Genomic DNA, 16,799 nt, shown 5'->3' on the forward strand with positions numbered 1-16,799 from the left:
GCATATAAAATATATCCAAAATCGGCATTTTTGGTGCCGACATCTAAGAATCAAATAATATTTTCTTCAATAATATTTACAATTCTAATGTTGAAAATATTCGGCATCAAAATCTCTTTCGCGATCGATTAAATAACCACATTGGGTGGGCAGCGCAAAGATATTTTTTCGCTGAAGTCGACAGATCGGTGTTTTATCGCTTAGTATAAGAAACGCCGTCGGTCTTAAACTCGATCAGCCTGGTTTAAGGGGCCAAACGGACACCAGTGCATATTGATTTCCGGTGCCGGGAAACGGAAGCCGATAGCCGCCAGCACGTTGAACGATTTGGTGTTGAGGGAGGAAACGGCCGTCGTCACCTCCTCCACGCCCTCCTGATGATGATAGTGCAGGATGGCTTTCCACATCCGCTTTGCCAATCCCTGCCCTTGAAACTCCGGGGGTAGCGCGGTCAGGTTCCACTGACGCCGTGTCGGGCCCCGCTCAGCAAGGGTCATGAAGCTGATGGTCTTTCCGTTCAGCCCGCATGCCAGCACGGACTGTCCGGGGGTGCTGAACGCGTTGTCCGCCCAGGCGACGTAGCGGCGTGTGCCTAGCTCCGGCCCCACCTGGGGATCCGCGTGCAGCCTGCCGGTCTGGAACGAGCCGGCCACAATGGCGCTGACGATGGGGCGGTCGGCCTCCGTGGCGGGTGAAATGGTCAGCTCCGGATCGGGCGGGAACCGCGCCAGATCGGTGACGGCCGGTCGGTAGGCCAATTCGATGAAGCGGAACCCCAGCCCCTGGAGCAGGGCGCATTCGGCCAGTTGGTCATGCCGCAGCCGGCAATCGACCAGCAGCACCCTGTTTTCCAGGCACCAGTCGCGGAAGGCGGCGAAGGTTTGCGCCGCCCCATCCGTCCCGGTCATGCTGACCGTGGTGATGGATGCCGTGTTGCCCTGGAAGGTCGCGCGGTCCCAAGGGTTGAGATGATGGGTCAACTCCAAACCGGGCCCCGATGTCCGTTCCATCACAGGCTGTCGCATGTCCGCTCCTGAAGGGAAATCCGGCGGTAAAGAGTGCCGCTTATATTGCCATTGGCGTTCTCGGGTATAGCGGGAATCTCCACCACCGGTTCAAACAAGCCGGAATCGTGAACAGCTTCCGCCAGGATGGCCCACTGGGGAAAGCCGATGGTTCCCACGCTGCTGATCAGGAGCAGGTCCGGGGTGCACGCGGCCAGCATCGCCCGCACCCTGTCCTTGTCATTGTGGGCCCGCGCGACCAGGGCGTTCAGGTTGGCCATCTGGTACGTGGGCGCCCTCAGGCCCGTCAGCGGGAAGAGGGCTTCCAGGAACCAGGGGACGCTCAGGGTCCCCTGGGAGGGAGCCGCCGCGCGGATGGCTTGCGCCATCAGCAGGAAATTGGACGTTGGTACCATCCCGGCGGGCCAGTCCCGCGACGCCACGGCTTCCAGTGTCGGCGTTGATCGCCAGATGGGGTGTCGGGCATCCCATCCCACCGCGGCGATCAGGGCCAGTGCGACCACCAAGCGGGGATGGGGAACCTTCCGCCAGTGGCCCGTTTCCCGGGCCTGCCGCCATGTGACCGCCGCCACGCCGCCCAGGCCGGGAAGGCAGCTCGCGAAATGATAGGGCCAGCCGATTTTCACCATGGGTTCGAGCAATGGGATGAGGGCCACGGCCAGCCAGAAGCACAGACGGGGCAGGGCGCGCGCGCGACCCGGCCCCAAGGCGATGGGAACCGCCGCCGCCAGACTGATGAGGCCCATGAGGATGATGGGAAAAGCGACTTTTGCCGATCGCAGACCACTGTCCCAGAAAAGCGCCCAGTCGAAATAGCCGAGGTCGCCATAGAGGACGCTAATGTCGAGGTACGCCTTCATCAGGCCGGCCAGGCCGCCGCGGATCAGCGCGAGGATGCCCAGCACCAGGGCTGTCGCCACCCCGCCGCCCAGCGTGAAGGCCAGGAAATTCAGCCACCGGCGTGTCCACAGGGCCGCCACGCCACCCAGCAAGGCGTAGGGCGCGAATGGCTCCCGCAAGAGGACGGCGCAGGCGACCAGCGCCCCTGACAGCGCCCATCGTCGCGCTTGCCGTGACAATGGCGGCGACTGGACGCTCATCCACGCGAGCAGCAGCGGCACGGAGGCGCAGACGATGGGATTGCGGAAGCCTGAGTCAATGAACAGGGGTTGGTTCATCACCCACAGGATGGGGCCGGCGATGGCGGCGCTGGCCAGGCGGCTGTCGCTTTCAACCCGCATCGCCCGGCAAAACAGCCAGGCCATGACCGCCGCCACCGCCATATCCATGAGGCGCAGCAGGATGAACGGGTTGGCCTTGACGGCGAATACCCAGGAGCCCAGCACGGAATACAGCATCAGCGGCATTTCCGTCGGCAGTCCGTTTCCCGCTGACAGGCCGCGATGGACCAACTGCGCATAGTAGGCGTATATGCCCTCGTCAATCGCTGGGGGCTGGCCGATCACCCACAGCCTGGGCACCATGGTTGCCACCAGGGCGACGCCCAGGACGAGGGTGTCCACGCCCTGAACCCTTCGGCGAAGACCGCGGATGGCGCCGCCCATCACGGGGCGCCCGCCTCGGCCACGCGCCGCTGCGGCAAGGCTTCGCCCCGATGGGTGAACGGCCTGTTGCCGCTGGTATGGGGATTGGCCACGGCGTCGGCGACATAGCGAAGCTCGTTATCCACCATGCGGGGCTTGTTGAATGGACTGGGGGCCAGCGTGGGATGCTGCCTCGCGCCGGAAGGCGCGTTCTGGGCGGGTTCTATAAGGATGTCGCCCATGATTCCAAAACACGCGGGGGAGCCTTACCCCTGTCATACCTCAGATCGGGGCGGGGGGCGAATACCAATAACGGTTGCAATCTTCATCATTGCCATTCGGAAATGAACTTTAATGCCAAGGCTGAATGGCTCCGTGACCCTCGACTGGCCAAGGGCGGTCTGCTTCTCGCGCGCGGCCGGACGTCAATCGGCGTCCTCCCCATGCGCCGTCGGGTTGGCGCTGGCGTAACGCCGGGCCAGGACGGCGCAGACCATCAGCTGGATCTGGTGGAACAGCATCAGCGGCAGGACGATCATGCCGATGGTGTGGCCGGCGAACAGCACGTTGGCCATGGGGATGCCGCTGACCAGGCTTTTCTTCGACCCGCAGAAGACCACGGCGATCTCATCGGCCCGCGACAGGTGCAGGCGGCGGCTGACGACCGTGGTGATGGTCAGGATCAGGGCCAGCAGCCCGATATTGACAAGCACCACCTTCAGCAGGCTGACGGCGTCTAGCTGATGCCAGATGCCCTCGTTCACCGCGTGGCTGAAGGCGCCGTAGACCACCAGCAGGATGCTGGCGCGGTCCACCGGGCCCAGCACCTTCTTGTTGCGCGCTACCCAGGCGCCGATGCGCGACCGTAACAGTTGGCCCAGCATGAAGGGCAGCAGCAGCTGCACGAAGACGGAGGTCAGGGCGTCGGCGGAAAAGCCGGCGCCGGCCTTGGCCAACAGCAGGCCCACCAGCAGGGGCGTCAGCACCATGCCCAACAGGTTGCTGGCCGACGCGCTGCAGATGGCCGCCGCCACGTTGCCGCCGGCGATGGAGGTGAAGGCGATGGACGACTGGACGGTGGAGGGCAGGGTGCAGAGGAACAGCACGCCCAGGTACAGGTCCGGCGTCAGCACGCCCAAATTCACCAGCGGCTTCAGCGCCAGGCCCACCAGCGGGAACAGCACGAAGGTGCATGAGGTGACCAGCAGGTGCAGCCGCCACTGGGTCAATCCGCCGATCACCGCCTCGCGCGACAGCCGGGCGCCATAGAGGAAGAACAGCAGGAAGACGGCGGCGTCCGTCGCCCCGTTGGCGACGCCGATCATGGCGCCCTTGGCCGGCAGCACGGACGCCAGGGCCACCGTGCCCACCAGCAACAGGGTGAAGGTGTCGGGCTTCAATCGCGCCAGCCACAGGGTGAGGCCGGAAGGGGGGGCGGGCTGGCCGGTGGTGGGCTGTTTTGGGGCGGTCACGGCGGGGGCTGACATGATCAACAACCTTGGGCGGGAATGCAGGCGGTCAAGATGACGCATCATAAAGCGCTGGACGGCCCATCTTGAAGACTGCTTACAATTGTTACTGTGATCATATTTATGAATGATCGCATCGTCGGAAGGAATTAAGAATGCTGGATACGACGCTGCTGCGCACCTTCATGGAGGTGGCGCGGGCCCAGGGCTTCACCGAGGCCGGGCGCCGCCTGGGCCTGCGCCAGTCCACCGTCAGCCAGCAGATCGGCCGGCTGGAGGAGGCGGTGGGCCGCCGCCTGTTCGTGCGCGACACCCATACCGTGCGCCTGACGGCGGATGGCGAGGCGCTGGTGGAATTCGCCCGCGGCATGCTGGATTTGGAGGAACGGGCGCGGCAGCACTTCGCCGGCGCCGACCTGCGCGGCCGGGTGCGGCTGGGTGCCGGTGAGGACTTTGTCATCTCCCACCTGTCCGACGTGCTGGCCGCCTTCGTCCGCCGCCACCCGGCGGTGGACCTGGAACTGACGGTGGGGCTCAGCGGCTTCCTCTACCAGAAGCTGGACGCGGGCGAGCTGGATCTGGTGCTGGCCAAGCGCCGCCCGGGCGACACCCTGGGCCGCCCGCTGTGGCGCGACCGCTTCGTATGGGCGGGGCGCGAGGGCGACGCGCTGGATCCCGCCAAGCCCGTGCCCCTCGTGCTGTTCACCCCACCCAGCATCAGCCGCTCGGTCGCCCTGGAAACCCTGGAACGCCATGGCCGCCCCTGGCGCATCGCCTGCGTCAGCGGCAGCCTCAGCGGCCTGCGCGCCGCCGCGCTTGCGGGCCTGGGTGTCACCGTCCAGCCCCGCGCCATGCTGCCCAGCGGTATGGTGGAGGTGTCCCACCTGCCGCCCCTGGCCGACGTGGAGTTCGTCCTGGCGGGCCCTGGCGCCGGTGGCCGTGGCCCGGCGGCGGCCCTGGCGCAGGCCATCATGGATAGCGCGGTGCGCTTGCAGGGGGCTGGGTGATCAGGCGGGCCGCAACCACCCCCGGTAATGCACGATCAGCCCCGCCAGCGGATGGCTGATGCGGACGTCGAAGCGGAAGCGATCACCATCGGGGGTGGATTCTACCGTTTCAACCGCGTCACTGCGGGGTGCCAGCCACAGGGGCAAGGGCAGGCCGAACAGGGTCCAGCGAAGCAAGACCAGGCGCACCGCGGCGCCCTCCGTCACCAGGGCTTGGGCGAAGGCCGCGGGGCCGAACCGTTCCACCATCAGATGGGCGCTACGGCCCCGGCCGGGATGGAGTTGGCTATGGAAGCGGTGGCCGGCGAAGTCGCGCACCCACCGTTCCGTATCGCGCTGGCCCGTCATGGTGACGGTGACAGGCACGTCCGTGCCGCCGGCCGGAAAGCCAACCACCAGGGCGGCCAACCGGGCCCCCAGGCTGCGGCCCCGCGTGACGGTCGCGCGGCCGGCCAGGACCAGCGGCTGATCGGCCGGCACACTGTGCGCGGCCCGCCAGGCGGCGGGCTGCCGGCCCCAAGCATCGCCCATCACCCGGGCGAAGAGAGGCTCTCCCGGTTCCACCGTGTCGCGTACACCAGCGCGGATGGCGCGTGGGGCGAACAGGGGCTGGTAGTCCGCGAGGTCCAGTTCGCTGACGGCGGCGCGGGCGCCGGGGGTGGGGGGCGATCCCGCCAGCCAGCGGCGCACCAGGGCCGCGGCCGGCATCGCGGGGATGTACGGGCCGTCGTCGCCCTCCGCCACCATGTGCCAGGACCGGGTGATGGCCTTGCCCTGGGCGTCGCGGCCCGAGACCTCGACAAACATGCCGCCGCGATGCTCACCCCAGCGGAGCACGCCGGCACCCCAGTGAAACAGGGGGGCCAGGGGCGACAGGCTGGGCAGCAGCCTGAGGCGCACCAGCCAGGCCAGGGCCGTCATCACCCAGTGGACGCTTTCCGGCCGGGTGCCGGCCCCCACCCAGATGGCGCGCAGGCCGGGCCACAGGGGCGGCAGCACCCGCAAGTCCGGCACCTCCACCAGGGCGAAGCGGGTGTTGCGCAAAGGCAGGACCCCGGGCGGAGCGATGGTGTATCGTCGCACCTCCGTCATCGCCTGGCCCGTTGCCGGCCGGCCGTCGCGCACCAAGGGCACGGGCTTGCCGGCATAGCTGGCGATGGCGCGCAGCACGTTGGCGCCCACCACGGCATGGGGTGACGGCGCCACGCCGGCGACGATGTCCGTCACCGCCCTCCAGCCTGGGGTCAGGTCGCGCACGACCGCCGCCGTCAGTACGGGAAAGCTGCTGACACCGGACAGCACCGGCACGCCCCGGGCCCGGGCCACCGCGTCGAAGCCGGCGATGCCGGTGACGAAGTCGGCGCCGTCCGCCAGGTCGAGGTAGGGCAGGCCCAAATCCAGGCAGGCCTGGACGACGCGGTAGGGGGCCGCGCCATAGGTCTGGAAGGGGCCGGTGGCGTCGATCACCACATCCGGCGCTGTGGCGGCCAGTTGGGCGCCCAAGTCGCCATTCCGGTCAAACGGCAGGGGCACGAGGGCGGTGGCCCCACCCTGGCGTGCCAGCTTAGCGCAGAAGGTCGCCGCCTTGGCCGCCGACCGGCCGGCGATGACCAGGGTGAGGCCAGGCTCATCCGCCAGCAGGGTGGCGATTCGGCCTCCGAAGGTGCCATAGCCGCCGATGATCAGGGCCCGCAAGCCCGGTTTGGACATCCGTGCACTCCCCCTTCGGCGCCACCGCCAGCGCCGCTGATACGCGCCTTCATCAAGGCATAGTCTGGCCGGGAAGACAAACCGGCGGGGCACCAAGGTCCGCAGGCAGGGGGGCGGCGGACCCTGCCGGTCTTCCTTTTCACCGGCGTTTCCGTAATCGTGACGCTGGTGTCCCGGTTGGCAGGGCGGGCACCGATAAGGGGAACATCAGGCAATGATGATGATCGATCGCCGCGCGGTGCTGGCGGGTGCCGCGGCCACCCTCGGCGGCGGCCTGGCCGCGGGCCCGGTACGGGCGCGCAGTCGCACGCCTGACGCCGCCGCCACGGCGGCCCCTGACGCCCCTGCCGGCCAGCCTGGTACGGAGACCCCGATGCGTGCGCCCCTCATCAATTTCCTGGGCGGCTTCTCCAACCCCAATTTGGAGGTGGAGGCCCAGCTGGACCCCCAGTCGGCGGCCGCAAAGCTGCCCGACCTGCCCCAGGCCAAGGTGGACGCCCGCGCGTTGGCCGACGTGCGCAAGGCCGGGCTGACCGCTGTGAACCTGACCCTGGGCTATGTCTCCGGCCCCATGGACCCGTTCGAGTTCACGGTGCGCGACATCGGCCGCTGGGACCGCCTGATCCGGGAGCATCGGCAGGCGCTGCGCAAGGTGTACACCGCCGCCGACATCACGGCGGCGCAGGCCCAGGGGCAGCTGGGCGTCATCTATGGCTTCCAGAACGCGGTGCAGCTGGGCGGCGACCTGGACCGGGTGGACCTGTTCGCCGACCTCGGCGTGCGCATCATCCAGCTGACCTACAACCCCGCCAACCCGTTGGGCGCCGGGTCCATGGCCGATAAAGCGGGGGCTGCCAACACCGGCCTGACCGATTTCGGCCGCCAGGCGGTGGAGCGGCTGCAGGCCGCCCGCGTGATGGTCGACCTGTCGCACAGCGGAGAGAAGACCTGCCTGGACGCGCTGGCCGTGGCCAAGGGCCCGATCACCATCAGCCATACCGGCTGTCGCGCCCTGTGCGACCTGCCGCGCAACAAGACCGACGCCGAACTGCGCGGCGTGGCCCAGGGCGGCGGTGTGGTCGGCATCTACTTCATGCCTTTCCTGGTGCCGGACGGCCATGCCAAGGCCGATGACGTGGTGCGGCATATCGAACACGCCTTGGACGTCTGCGGTGAGGACCACGTGGCCATCGGCACGGATGGCGAGGTCACCGGTATCGATGACCTGGACCGCTACCGCGCCGTGCTGCGCAAGGAAATCCAGGCCCGCCGCGCCGCCGGCATCAGCGCCACGGGCGAGGGGGAGGACACCTACCCCTTCGTCGTCGACCTGCGCGGCCCCGGCCAGTTCGCCCGCCTGGCCGACCTGCTGGCCAAGCGCGGGCATAAGGCCGCGCGCATCGACAAGATCCTGGGCGGCAACGTCTTGCGCTTCGCGCGCGATGTGTGGGGGGCGTGAGGGGCGCTGTCGCTTCCCCCATCATCCACGCCATGGCGCGCGGAATTCCATGTCATGCCTCTTGCGTTCTGTATCGAGTGCTCTAATTTAATTGGAGCGATCGATACAGAACCGACGTGCTTGGCGCGGCGGTTCGCCTGTCCTGAGGAGGGCTCCGCCATGGCGCGGCCGCGCGCGTTTGATGAAGGGGTGGCGCTCAGCGCCGCCATCGATGGGTTCTGGGCCCAGGGCTATGGGGCGGCCGGCACCCGTGACCTCGCGGCCCGCATGGGCCTGACCACCGCCAGTTTCTACAATGCCTTCGGTGACAAGCGCGGCCTGTTCCTCAAGGCGCTGGACCAGTATCTGGTAGAGACGCTGCGTCAACGCATCGCCCGCCTGGATCCGCTGCCCCCGCGTGAAGCAGTGGCGGGTTTCGTGGCCGACGTGGTGGAGCGTTCCCTGGCCGATCCGCAGCGCCGTGGCTGCATGCTGATCAACGCCGCCCTGGACGTGACGGCCCAGGACCCGGAAATCCGGGACAAGGTGGCCGGCGGCATGGAGCAGATCCGCGCCTTCTTTCAGCGCCACGTCCAGGCCGGGCAGGCGGACGGCACGATATCCACCGCCCAGTCGGCCGAAGACCTGGCCCGCCTGTTCCTGGGGGTGGTGCTGGGCATCCGCGTCATGGCCCGTCTGCACGCCGACCGCGACCAGCTGGAGGGCATGGCCCGCCCGGTGCTGGCCCTGTTGACCCCTTGATCCCCTCGACCCGAAATCCCGAAGGTGCCCCGATGATCGAGCTTTATTACTGGCCCACCCCGAACGGCCACAAGATCACCCTGTTCCTGGAAGAGGCGGGGCTGGACTACACCATCCACCCGGTAGACATCAGCGCCGGTGACCAGTTCAAGCCGGACTTCCTGGCCTTCTCCCCGAACAACCGCATGCCCGCCATCATCGATACGGCACCGGCGGATGGGGGCGAGCCCATCACCGTGTTCGAGAGCGGCGCCATCCTGCTGTACCTGGCGGAAAAGACCGGCCGCTTCATCCCGGCCGATGTGCGGGGCCGCAAGACCGTGACCGAATGGCTGTTCTGGCAGATGGGCGGTCTGGGGCCCATGGCCGGTCAGAACCACCACTTCGTGCAGTACGCGCCGGAGAAAATCCCCTACGCCATGACCCGCTACGTCAATGAGACCAACCGGCTGTACGGCGTGCTGAACCGGCGCCTGGCCGGCCGCGCCTTTGTGGCCGGGGACGACTATTCCATCGCCGACATGGCCATATACCCCTGGATCGTGCCGTGGCAGCGCCAGCGGCAGAACCTGGACGACTTCCCCGACCTGAAGCGCTGGTTCGAGGCCGTGGCCGCCCGCCCCGCCACCGTCCGCGCCTATGCCAAGGGGGAACCCCTGCGCAGCCGCCCGACGGTGACGGAGGAGGGCAGGAAGATCCTGTTCGGCCAGACCTCCGCCAACGCACCCGCCATCAAATAAGGCCGCGCCCGAGACCGGCCGCGGCAAAGGCAGTTCATCCCATGTCCACAACCTCCACCGGGGACGCCACCGTCCACCGGAACGCCCCCGGCTTGTCCGCCGCCTCGTGGATGGCGGCGGTCGCCGGCCTCAGCGGCAGCCTGGTCGCCATCGGCCTGGCCCGCTTCGCCTACACGCCCCTGATCCCCTCATTGATCGGCGCCCATTGGTTCGCCGCCAGTGATGTGGTGACCCTGGGGGCGGCCAACTTCGCCGGTTACCTGGCCGGCGCGTTGCTGGGCCGGCCCCTGGCGGGCGCCTTGGGCAGCCGCTGGTCCTTGCGGCTGATGATGCTGGCGGCCACCGCCGCCTTCTTCGCCTGCGCCTTCCCGCTGTCGGTCGCCTGGTTCTTCGTCTGGCGCTTCCTCTCCGGCGTGTCGGGCGGGGCCATCATGGTGCTGGTGGCGACATCCATCCTGCCCCACATCCCGCCCGCCCGGCGCGGCATGGTCAGCGGCATCATCTTCGTGGGCCTGGGCCTGGGCATTGCCGCGTCAGGTACGCTGGTCCCGGCGCTGCTGCGCCTGGGCCTGGTGCAGACCTGGGCCGGCCTCGGCCTCCTGTCCCTGGCGTTGACCGCCATCAGCTGGTCCGGCTGGCCGCCCAAGGACCTGCCGGCGCCGGTCGCCGCCCCGGGCGAGGCGGAGGGTGGGCGCACCGGTGGCCTGCTGCGCGTGCTCTACGCCGAATACGCGCTGAACGCCCTGGGCCTGGTGCCGGCCATGGTGCTGCTGGTCGACTATGTCGCCCGGGGCCTTGGCCGGGGGGCGGACATGGGCGCGCTCTACTGGGTGCTGTATGGCCTGTCCGCCATCGCCGGCCCCCTGGTCTGCGGCCCCGTGGCCGACCGTATCGGCGCCGGCTGGGCCTATCGGCTGTCGCTGGCTTTGCAGGCCGCCGCCGTCGCCCTGTTGGCCGTCAGTGCCCACCCCGCGGCCATCGCCGTCGCCACCATCGTCCTGGGCATGTTCACGCCCGGCGTCGTGCCCCTGGTGCTGGGCCGCATCCGCGAGCTGCTGCCCCATAGCCACAAGCTGCAGCAGGCGGCGTGGAGCCGCGCCACCACCGCTTTCGCCCTGTTCCAGGCGTTGGCCGGCTATGGCTATTCCTACCTGTTCACCCATTCCGGCCAGAACTACGGCCTGATCTTCCTCTGTGGCGCCGGCGCCCTGGTGGTGGCGCTGATCGCGGACACGGCGGCGGCCCTGGGCGGGCGGAAGTGATGGCCGGCTAACCGCGGGGCAGGGTGATCTCGAACATCGCCCCGCTTCCGCCTTGCTCCGCTGTCAGCTGGATGTCGCCGCCATGGGAGCGGAGCAGGGATTGCACGATGTGCAGGCCCATGCCGGTGCCGCCGCTGTCCCGCCGGGTGGTGAAGAAGGCATCGAACACCCGTCCGCGGTTGGGGGCGGAGATGCCCTGGCCATTGTCGGCCACGGTAACGGTCACCGCCCAGTCGCGCGGCGCCACGGTGATGGTCAGCGTCGTGGCGCCATGCCGGCCGGCGTTGTCGGCCAGGTGGCCGAACAGGATCAGGACGTTTTCCGCCGACATGGCGACCGCCGCGTCCTCTCCGCCAATGTCCAGCGCCAGGGCCGGGAACCGCGCCGCCAGGTCCGGCCAGACGGTGGACAGCCTGGTATCGCCGCCCCGCACGGGGTTGTCGGCCTGGGCCAGGTCGCGCAGGCGTTGTACCAGCGCCGTCAGGCGGCGGGTGTCGGCCAGGATGTTGCCCAGGAAGCGGCGGCGCTGGTCCGCGTCCATGCCACCGTTTTCGCTTTCCAAATCGTCGTGCAGCAGCTCGGCCGCCCCCTGGATGCCGGTCAGGGGGGATTTCAGCTCGTGGCTGACATGGGCGGCGAAGGTGGTGATGTAGCGGGAGCGGTCGGACAGGCGTTGGGCCATGTCATGGAAGCTCTGCGACAGCAGGGCGATTTCCCGGGTGCCGTAATGGGGGGCGTCCGCCGGCCCCTCGGCCAGCGCTCCCGTGCCCAGCTCCCGCGTCTGGCGCACCAGCTGGTGGATGGGGCGGGTGATGGTGCGGGAGAAGACGAAGGCGATGATCAGGATGACGGCCAGGATGCCGCCGCCGGCCAGCGCCACCTTGCGCCGCTCCCCATACAGGTGGCGGAAGATGTTGTTGGGCGTGCGCGAGGCGTAGATGACACCCGCCACCCGGTCGCCATCCGCGCCGTGGGCCCCGGTATGCGTCCCGGTATGGCCCCCCGTGTGGACGATCACGGGCAGGGCGACGAAGACACGCACGCCTGTTCCCCGGCTCATGGAATAGAGCGGCGGCGGCTCATGCTGGGACCGGCGGATGCGCAGCGCGGCGTGATAGTGGCCGGCCAGGGCGTCCGCCACCTCCGGCACCGCCGCCAGCGACAGGCCCACCTCCTCCGCCCCCGCCAGGATGGTGCCGTTGAAATCCAGCACGCGCACGCCGGACAGCATCTGGTCCTGTGTCCGGCGCGCCAGGGCGTAGACCTGGACCCCGATGGACTGCAAGGCCGGGTCGACGGCGGTGTTGGCCGGCACCGCCGCCGGCCGGGCGCCCAGCACATCGTCGCCCGTCAGGTCCAGCGCCGGCTCGATGGGGTGGAAACGCTCGTCCGGATCGGCGAGCGCCACCGGTGTGGGGGGCAGGGCGGGCGGCGGGTCCAGCCGCTCCACCGCTTCGGCGTAGGCGGCGGCCAGCACGCTGGCCTGGGCGATCAGCTCCGCTTCCGTCTGGCGGACCAGCTGGTTCTCATACAGGCGGAAAAAGAACAAACCCGCCAATGGCAGGGCCGCCACCGCCAGCAGGACGGCCACCACGATCATGCCCAGCGACGGGCGCCACTTGGCCCGGACCCAAGGGGGGGTCACGACCGGTTTCCGACGGTGCAAGGTCCCAAGCGGAAACCCACGCCGTGCACCGTCTCCACCACGTCCTCGCAGCCCGCCGCCTGGAACTTCGCCCGGATGTTGCGGACATGGCTGTCTATGGTCCGGTCGGAGACGTGGATATTGTCGGGGTAGGCCGCGTCCATCAGCTGGTTGCGGCTGAAGACGATGGCCGGCCGGGCGGCCAGGGTCTTCAGCATCATGAATTCCCGTGCCGTCAGGCCCAGGTCGCGGTCCCCCACCGTGGCGCGATGCCCGGCGCTGTCCAGCACCAGGGCGCCCCGGACGAGCGGCGGCGCCTCTTCTTGCGGTGCCGCCACCGGCGGGGCGGGGCCACGGGCGCGGCGCAGGATGACGGTGACCCGGGCCACCAGCTCGCGCGGGCTGAAGGGCTTGGTGACGTAATCGTCGCCACCCATCTCCAACCCCAGCACCCGGTCGATCTCCTCATCCCGGGCGGACAGGAACAGGATGGGCACGTCCGAGGTGCGGCGCAGGCGGCGGCAGACCTCCAGCCCGTCCATTTCCGGCATGCCCACGTCCAGCACCACCAGGCTGGGCGGGCTGCGCGTGGCCATGTCCAGCGCGTCCACGCCGTTGCCGGCCCAATCCGCCGCCATGCCCGCCTTTTCCAGCGCGAAGCAGAGGACGTCGCGGATATGCGGATCATCGTCGACGACAAGGATGCGGTGCATGATGCCCATCAAGGTTGGCCCCCATGATCGATACCATCGGGATGCGCCGCCAGATAGTCCTTCAGGCGCTGGTCGCGCAGGGTCCAGCTCCGCCAGTCGGTGTGGGTGGACAGGAAGCGTTGGGCCAATTCTCGGCGCAACTCGGCCGCGCCCGCTAGGTCGTCGTTTGCCGGCAAGGCGGTGTAGCGGTCCAGCGCCGGGATGGTTTGGGGTCCCAGGCGCCCCAGATACTCCCAATCCAGGGCCGGGCCGCCGCCCGCCATCTCAAGGCAGTGGCTGACGTTATATTCGGCGATCAGCGCGGGCACGTTGACCCAGCCCACGACGTAGAGGGTCAGAACCAGACTGCACAGGTTGGCCCCCACCAGCCAGCGATTGGGCCGGCCCAGCGCCATCCGCGCCAGGATCAGGACCAAGCCCGCCGCCACCAGTCCCATCCAGATGAAGGCTGCCAAGCGCAATAGGGTCAGAGAATACGCCTCGACATAGGTGGCCAGCCGCAGCATGGCCGATAGCACCAGCAAAATGTTCTGCGCGATCCAGGCGATGATCAGGCCATGTACAGCCCTGGGCACCGGTCGCCGCTCCAGCGCCACCAGCACAAACAGGGCGGCCAGCAGGGCCGTCAGAATCAGGGGATAGGCCCCTTGGTGGGCGTAGGTGGCGTGGGTGATGCCCGGCGGCAGGGCGTGGCCGGTCCAGAGATAATAGACGTCCAGTGCCGATTGTAAGGCGAACAGGGCGTTGAACAGGATCAGGGCCCGCACGATGGCGGCGGGGGAGAGCAGCAGACCCAACAGCGGGTCCTGCCGCCAGTCGTCGGGTGAGATGGGCTTGGGTGCCCGGTTGCCAGCGGGGGCCGGGATGCGGAGGAAGGGCCACAGCAAGGCCAGCGCCATCATCCAGAAAACGACGCGGCCTGCATCAACATCACCGACCGGCAGTTGGTCCAGCCACCCGCGCAGCACCGGGTTGGCCGCCGTGAACAACAGGCAGAAGATGAGGCCCAGCCCCAGCGGTAGGATCCAGCGGCCAATGCCGCTCACCGCCGCTTGGCGCCCGCCGTGGGCCGACCACCAGGCGAAGGCCGCCCGGCCGTCGCGCAGCAGCAGCTGCGGCCCCCGCACCAGCATGGCGCCCACCGCGCGGACCCTGTCCGCCAAGTCGGGCAGCCAACGACAGGTCAGGGCGAGTAAGCTGGCGGCCACGGCGGGGATGGCCAGCAACAGCGACAGCGGCGTGACGGCGTCGGCCAGCAGGATCAGCACGGCGGCCAGCGTGGCGATCCCTCCCAGTCGTGCGTCTCCGCCCGCCACCGGTGGGTTCAGCGCCAGGGCGCCGCCGCACACCAGCGCCAGGAAGGCGGGCAGCGCAATGCCCCAGGGCGTGCCGTAGAACAGGGCTGTGGCCAGGGTGGCCAGGCCAGCCAGAGCGATCTCGGCCCACGCGTTGGGAGCGGGCAAGGAGGGGGCGTCACCGCCAGGTTGGGGGCTGGCGGTCGCGATGCTGGGGATGTCGGTCATCTGGGCGGAGGCTTCCGGGGCTGGAAAGGCAGGATGACGGCCGGCCCCGCCGCGCGCTGGGGCGCCACCAGCCACCAGCCGTCACGCAGGACGCGATCGGGTAGCGGCTTGGGGGTGGTCAGGGGGTGGGGGCTGGCGGGTGTCATGCCGCCGTTATGCCGCCCTCCCGTGCAGCCCTGGGGGCGCACCTCCGCAGATATTCCCGGGATTTCGTGCAGATTTTATGCAGAAGGGCCACCGCTGCCTTCCTTGGCCTTGCGCGACGCCGTTCCGGGGTCACTTCGCCTTGATGGTGACGGTCAGCGTGTCGCTATAGCTGCCGGCGATGGTCTTGGCGTTGGCCGGAATGGTGACGGCCAGGGCGGCGGTTTTGGCGAAGGTGGCCTTGGCCCGGGTGACGGCGACGGCGCCGCTGGCGTTGCCGGTGGTGCCGTCGTACAGCGTGGTGAAGCTGACGGTGTCCTTTCCGGACTTCAATTTGCCGCTGTTGGCGGAGGAGACGCTGATGCTGTAGCCCTTGCCGTCGTTGCAGTTCTCAACCACGCTGCCCACCTGGCGCGCGGTCTCCCCCGCCACCACATCCAGGGCCACGCCCAGATCGGTGACGGCCACCGTGCAGGCGGTGGCCACACTGGCTTTCAGCGCGATGGTCCGGTTGAGGCTGGCGGCGCGGGCCGGCGCGATGGCGGTCAGCGCCAGCCAGCCCACAAGCAGGGCTGACAAGAGGCGGGTCATGGGAAGGCGTCCTTCGGTTCCTGGGGCTTCGGAGCCCGTTTGGGACCGTATTACGCAAACATCGGGCCAGATGCGGCGCATGGCCGCACTCAGTACGGTAAATAAGGGATTAATCAGGTAGGGGCACGTACCCCTATCCCGTTGAAGAGGCGAAAGCAGTGCAATACGCAATGAGGCCGGCGACCGGAGCGGATAGCAGTTTTGCAAATAGTATTGCGCAATGCATTGGGGTTTCCCCCCATCGGGGGCGGGCATGACGGGGCGGCCTGCGAACTGGCGCTTGTGGCGGGACCGGGCCAGCCGCTTCTCCTGGCTGCTGACCGTGGTCCTAGTGGGCCTGTGCCTGCCCATCCTGCTGATCGCCGCTGACGCCTTTCTGGGCCAGTTGGGGCCCCGGCCTTACAGCGCCTTCATCCATCAGGTGGGTCTGTGGGCCTTCCGCTTTCTGCTGCTGTCGCTGCTGGTGACCCCGCTGGCGCGCATCGCCCGTTGGCCGGCGTTGATGACGGTGCGGCGGCGCATCGGCGTGGCGGCCTGCCTTTATGCCGTCGTGCATCTCGCGGGCTATGCCGTCGACCAGTCGCTTGATCTGGTTCACATCGCGTCCGAGATCGCGCGCCGGATCTATCTCACCATCGGCTTCGTGGCGCTGCTGGGCCTGGTGGCGCTGGGGGTCACCTCCACCGACGGCATGATCCGGCGTCTGGGCGGGCCGCGCTGGCGCCGGCTGCACGCCCTGGCCTATCCCATCGCCATCCTGGCTGTGGTCCACTTCTTCCTGCAGGCCAAGGCCGACGTGACGGAGCCGACGCTGATGGCCGGATGGCTCACCTGGTTGTTGGGATACCGCGCGCTCAATCGCGTCTTGCCGGACGGGCAGGCGCGGGCCGTTCCGCCGCTGCTGGGGTTCAGCGTCCTGGTGGCGCTGGCCACGGCGGGGGCGGAGGCCGTGGGTTTCTGGGCGGTGCGCCACTTGCCGCCCGACCTGGTGCTTGAGGCCAACCTCAGCTTCGACCTGGATGTGGGCATCCGTCCCGCCTGGTACGTGCTGGCGGGCGGGCTGGGGCTGACCTTGGCGGCGGTGGTGGGTGACGCCCGGCAACGGGCGCGCCAACTTGTCCGGGCGCGCGCCTAGAGCATCGCACCAGAAGTCGGAATCAGAGGATTCCCATTGAAGGTCGAATGTGATTCCCCTTTGTCGGAGGTGGATCATGGGCAAGTCATAT

15 protein-coding genes are annotated in these 16,799 nt (G+C 68.6%); 6 read left to right on the plus strand and 9 right to left on the minus strand.

Annotation, left to right across the window (positions count from 1 at the left end):
- Positions 1–224: 224 nt before the first annotated feature.
- From FHS74_RS28785 to FHS74_RS28800, 4 genes are all read right to left on the minus strand, one after another.
- Positions 225–1,025 carry a GNAT family N-acetyltransferase gene (locus FHS74_RS28785; protein WP_184807712.1) on the minus strand — a complete coding sequence of 267 codons (801 nt, stop codon included), beginning with the start codon at positions 1,023–1,025 and terminating at the stop codon, positions 225–227.
- The gene (locus tag FHS74_RS28790; protein WP_184807713.1) at positions 1,010–2,548 is read right to left on the minus strand and encodes a hypothetical protein; all 1,539 of its coding nucleotides are present in this window, start codon (positions 2,546–2,548) and stop codon (positions 1,010–1,012) included. Before FHS74_RS28790 ends, FHS74_RS28785 begins: the two co-directional genes overlap by 16 nt.
- Before the next feature lie 41 nt (positions 2,549–2,589).
- Positions 2,590–2,811: a hypothetical protein gene (locus FHS74_RS28795; RefSeq protein ID WP_184807714.1), complete on the minus strand. Its 222-nt coding sequence runs from the start codon at positions 2,809–2,811 to the stop codon at positions 2,590–2,592.
- Between the two features lie 183 nt (positions 2,812–2,994).
- Positions 2,995–4,056: a bile acid:sodium symporter family protein gene (locus FHS74_RS28800; RefSeq protein ID WP_425491388.1), complete on the minus strand. Its 1,062-nt coding sequence runs from the start codon at positions 4,054–4,056 to the stop codon at positions 2,995–2,997.
- Positions 4,057–4,193: 137 nt separating this feature from the next.
- Here FHS74_RS28800 and FHS74_RS28805 point away from each other — a divergent pair, with 137 nt between their 5' ends.
- Positions 4,194–5,045 (plus strand): LysR substrate-binding domain-containing protein, encoded by an 852-nt coding sequence (locus FHS74_RS28805; protein WP_184807715.1) that lies wholly within the window; start codon positions 4,194–4,196, stop codon positions 5,043–5,045.
- Here the strand turns inward: FHS74_RS28805 and FHS74_RS28810 are convergent, their stop codons facing one another.
- Positions 5,046–6,755, minus strand: a complete 1,710-nt coding sequence (locus FHS74_RS28810; protein WP_184807716.1) for a saccharopine dehydrogenase family protein — start codon at positions 6,753–6,755, stop codon at positions 5,046–5,048.
- 214 nt (positions 6,756–6,969) lie between these two features.
- Between FHS74_RS28810 and FHS74_RS28815 the strand changes: the two genes are divergently transcribed.
- The 4 genes from FHS74_RS28815 (at position 6,970) to FHS74_RS28830 (ending at position 10,957) form a co-directional block, all read left to right on the plus strand.
- Positions 6,970–8,214: a dipeptidase gene (locus FHS74_RS28815; protein ID WP_211106614.1), complete on the plus strand. Its 1,245-nt coding sequence runs from the start codon at positions 6,970–6,972 to the stop codon at positions 8,212–8,214.
- A gap of 159 nt (positions 8,215–8,373) precedes the next feature.
- A complete protein-coding gene (locus tag FHS74_RS28820; protein ID WP_184807717.1) occupies positions 8,374–8,955 on the plus strand; it encodes a TetR/AcrR family transcriptional regulator in 582 nt (193 codons plus the stop codon).
- Positions 8,956–8,987: 32 nt separating this feature from the next.
- Positions 8,988–9,695 carry a glutathione binding-like protein gene (locus tag FHS74_RS28825; RefSeq protein WP_184807718.1) on the plus strand — a complete coding sequence of 236 codons (708 nt, stop codon included), beginning with the start codon at positions 8,988–8,990 and terminating at the stop codon, positions 9,693–9,695.
- Positions 9,696–9,736: 41 nt separating this feature from the next.
- Positions 9,737–10,957, plus strand: a complete 1,221-nt coding sequence (locus FHS74_RS28830; RefSeq protein WP_184807719.1) for a YbfB/YjiJ family MFS transporter — start codon at positions 9,737–9,739, stop codon at positions 10,955–10,957.
- Positions 10,958–10,964: 7 nt separating this feature from the next.
- Here the strand turns inward: FHS74_RS28830 and FHS74_RS31245 are convergent, their stop codons facing one another.
- The 4 genes from FHS74_RS31245 to FHS74_RS28850 form a co-directional block, all read right to left on the minus strand.
- A complete protein-coding gene (locus FHS74_RS31245; protein ID WP_211106615.1) occupies positions 10,965–12,602 on the minus strand; it encodes an ATP-binding protein in 1,638 nt (545 codons plus the stop codon).
- On the minus strand, positions 12,599–13,324 hold the full coding sequence (locus tag FHS74_RS28840) for a response regulator transcription factor (protein WP_246463450.1): 726 nt from the start codon (positions 13,322–13,324) through the stop codon (positions 12,599–12,601). The genes FHS74_RS31245 and FHS74_RS28840 overlap by 4 nt, the downstream gene beginning before the upstream one ends.
- Positions 13,324–14,838, minus strand: a complete 1,515-nt coding sequence (locus FHS74_RS28845; RefSeq protein ID WP_184807720.1) for a DUF4153 domain-containing protein — start codon at positions 14,836–14,838, stop codon at positions 13,324–13,326. Before FHS74_RS28845 ends, FHS74_RS28840 begins: the two co-directional genes overlap by 1 nt.
- 276 nt (positions 14,839–15,114) lie before the next feature.
- Complete coding sequence (locus FHS74_RS28850; protein ID WP_184807721.1) at positions 15,115–15,573, minus strand: spore coat protein U domain-containing protein; 459 nt, start codon at positions 15,571–15,573, stop codon at positions 15,115–15,117.
- A gap of 253 nt (positions 15,574–15,826) precedes the next feature.
- Between FHS74_RS28850 and FHS74_RS28855 the strand changes: the two genes are divergently transcribed.
- Positions 15,827–16,708, plus strand: a complete 882-nt coding sequence (locus tag FHS74_RS28855; RefSeq protein WP_184807722.1) for a protein-methionine-sulfoxide reductase heme-binding subunit MsrQ — start codon at positions 15,827–15,829, stop codon at positions 16,706–16,708.
- Positions 16,709–16,799 lie beyond the last annotated feature (91 nt).

The sequence above is a fragment of the Nitrospirillum iridis genome, from assembly GCF_014205765.1.
Taxonomy (GTDB): domain Bacteria; phylum Pseudomonadota; class Alphaproteobacteria; order Azospirillales; family Azospirillaceae; genus Nitrospirillum; species Nitrospirillum iridis.